2 protein-coding genes are annotated in these 1,978 nt (G+C 62.9%); both read right to left on the bottom strand.

Translation table 11 applies throughout. The features are described from left to right. Positions 1 to 86: 86 nt before the first annotated feature. Positions 87 to 992 (bottom strand): LysR family transcriptional regulator, encoded by a 906-nt coding sequence (locus tag VXC91_RS44940; protein WP_329513102.1) that lies wholly within the window; start codon positions 990 to 992, stop codon positions 87 to 89. 331 nt (positions 993 to 1,323) lie between these two features. After that, the coding region (locus tag VXC91_RS44945) for a LuxR C-terminal-related transcriptional regulator (protein WP_329513103.1) at positions 1,324 to 1,978 on the bottom strand (655 nt) is incomplete at its 5' end.

The following is a 1,978-nucleotide window of genomic DNA, read 5'->3' on the forward strand; positions in this document are numbered from 1 at the left end:
CGCCGGCCCAGGCGGCGGCCTGAGCCGTAAATCACCACATCAGCCCTGGAGGGTGGAGAATCCCCTCCCTTCAGGGAGGGGAGCCTTCAATCCGCGTTGTGTCCGTCTACGGGAAACCTGGCGATGAATCCGGCCACGTCCCTGCGACGGGAGTTGGCGGGCCAGGCCAGCCAGGTGCGCCGCACCAGGGGCTGGCCGACGAGAGGGCACCAGACGACGGACTCCGGGAGCCGGTGCGACCAGTTTGCCGGGGCCAGTGCGAAGGACTTTCCACTGGCCACGGCGGCCACCTTCACCTCGGCAATCAGAGGCTGTCCGTCGGGAGCGGGAGGGCCGATATCCAGACCGTGGTTGCGTAGAACCGAGGTCAATTCGTCGTACCATAGCGGGCTTCGGCAACGAGCAAAACCGACCCACTCAAGCCCGCTCAGGTTCTCCAGTCGGATTCCGTTTGACTCAGAGAGTTCGAGCGCTTTTTGAGCGGAGAGCAATACGCCCAGATTTTCTTTTATGACCAGCATTGCGTCGAACTCCGAGCCGCTGGGGCGCTCACGCAGCAGACTGACGTCCAATGCTCCGCTGTAGAGAGCGGTCAACTGTCCTCCGGTGCACAAGTGGCGCACCTGTACACGCGTTTCGGGATGTGCGGCGGCCAGCCACTTCAGCGGCGTTGTCAGCACATTGTGCGGTAGTTCCAGGGGAACCCCGAGCCGCATGAAGCCACTGTCGTCACTCCGGAATGCGTTCAGTGCCCGAACTGCCTGGTCGTGACGGGCCAGGAGGGCGCGCGCTTCCGCCAGCAGCGTCGTCCCGGCGTCGGTGGGAGATGCGCCTGAGTTGTCTCGGATCAGAAGTTTCACCCCGAGCCGTCGTTCCAGTGCGCTGACCGTCTGTGACAGTGCGGGCTGGGTGATGTGCAATCGGCGTGCCGCAGCGGACATGCCTCCCTCTTCAACAATGGCAACAAAAGCCTGAAGTTCACGCAATTCCATTTACCTGGAGCCTTAACCATTAAGGTGGAGCCGACCTGATCATTTCGCAAGAAGAGAGGTTGGTTGGTCCTTGTTCGAGCCTGCCCATGTGACGACTGCGAACGAAACCGTCATTCCGTCATTGTGGATCAGGGTCGACCGTGCCGAGGGTCGAACTGCATGCGTTTTATGGATGACTGGACACGAAAATGTTCATACCGGCCCGCCTGTGCGGCCCTTGGGTGCCGGACTCCGGGCGGCAGGCTTCCGTCACTCGTTTCGTTTCAGGACAATCAGGGCGTGTCGATCCGGAACGCGGTCGGGGCCGGTCGTCCACTCTCGGGCTCACGGTTCATCCCCCACCGCTGTGATCGGTACCGGGGGCGATTTCCGTCCGGTTCAAGGCGTCGCGTAGTGCGGCGCGTGAATTTATGCCGAGTTTGGGGAAGATGTGATAAAGGTGGGAGCCGACGGTGCGCTGCGAGAGAAAAAGTTGCTTGGCAATCTCCTTGTTGCTCAGGCCGCTGGCGGCCAATTCGGCGATCTGCCGCTCTTGTGGAGTCAGTGCGGCCAGCGGTGCGGCCGGCCGGACACGCACCCCTGTCGCTCGCAGTTCTCGCCGGGCGCGTTCCGCCCATGTTCGTGCGCCGAGTCGTTGAAAGGTCTCGGCAGCACAAGTGAGGGTGCCACGCGCTTCCTTGGCATCGCGTTTACGACGGAGCCACATTCCGTTCGCCAGGTGGATACGTGCGTGTTCGAACGGGAAATCTCGACCGGCTGGATGCGCGAGGGCCTGGGCGAAAAGGATGCGTGCCTCGTCCATGTCTTTGGTGGTCATCGCGAGGGAGCCGAGCGTGACGAGGGCCAGGCGCGGTGATACTTCGGCGGTGTGCGCGTCGCGCGCGGCCAGGGCATGACGACGCGCCTGTTCCCATCGCCCGGTGAAGAGGGCCGCTTGGACGAGGTCGAGGAGCGTACGAGGAGCCTGGCAGACAAAAGGCTCGAAC

This window comes from Streptomyces chiangmaiensis, assembly GCF_036281785.1.
GTDB lineage: Bacteria > Actinomycetota > Actinomycetes > Streptomycetales > Streptomycetaceae > Streptomyces > Streptomyces chiangmaiensis.